This is a genomic window from Chryseobacterium sp. sg2396, from assembly GCF_042610505.1.
Classification (GTDB): domain Bacteria; phylum Bacteroidota; class Bacteroidia; order Flavobacteriales; family Weeksellaceae; genus Chryseobacterium.
Genome location: NZ_JBHGAQ010000062.1, coordinates 1 through 520, shown reverse-complemented (window position 1 = coordinate 520; position 520 = coordinate 1). Strand labels below are relative to the sequence as shown.

The window sequence follows — 520 nt, the reverse complement described above, 5'->3', positions numbered from 1 at the left end:
AGAAGCTGTTTGAGTTATTTATTTTGAAAAAAAGCAGAAAGGTTTTATATTGTTTAAATGCGAATAAAAACATATAGTTCAGACCTTTCTGCCAAGAGCTGGCAAGTTATAAAAAATATCCTACCTGTAAAAAGAAAGAGCAAATGGGATTTATCTGAAATAGTGAACGCCATCTTTTATCTTACTAAAAATGGCTGTGTGTGGCGTGATATTCCGGGAGAGTTTCCGCCCTGGCAAACGGTTTACTGGTATTATCGACAATGGGTTAAGGACGGCACCTGGGATAATATCAATAGATTACTGATTGCAAACAACCGCATGATGGAGGACAAGGAATGGCAGCCCACAACAGCGATCATTGATAGCCAGACTACTAAAAACACCTCTACAAGTACAGAAAATATCGGTGTTGACGGAGGGAAACTGATCAAGGGCAGAAAGCGTTTTTACGTAGTAGATACATTGGGAAATCTTTTGGACAGTTTTGTGGTTCCTGCCAATTCCTATGATGGAACTACCG

The 520-nt window shown here is 39.4% G+C and carries 1 protein-coding gene; it reads left to right on the top strand.

Translation table 11 applies throughout. From position 1 onward, the window contains the following. Positions 1-57: 57 nt before the first annotated feature. Positions 58-520: IS5 family transposase (locus tag ACED20_RS21195; protein ID WP_378106749.1), on the top strand; the 463-nt coding region annotated here is incomplete at its 3' end.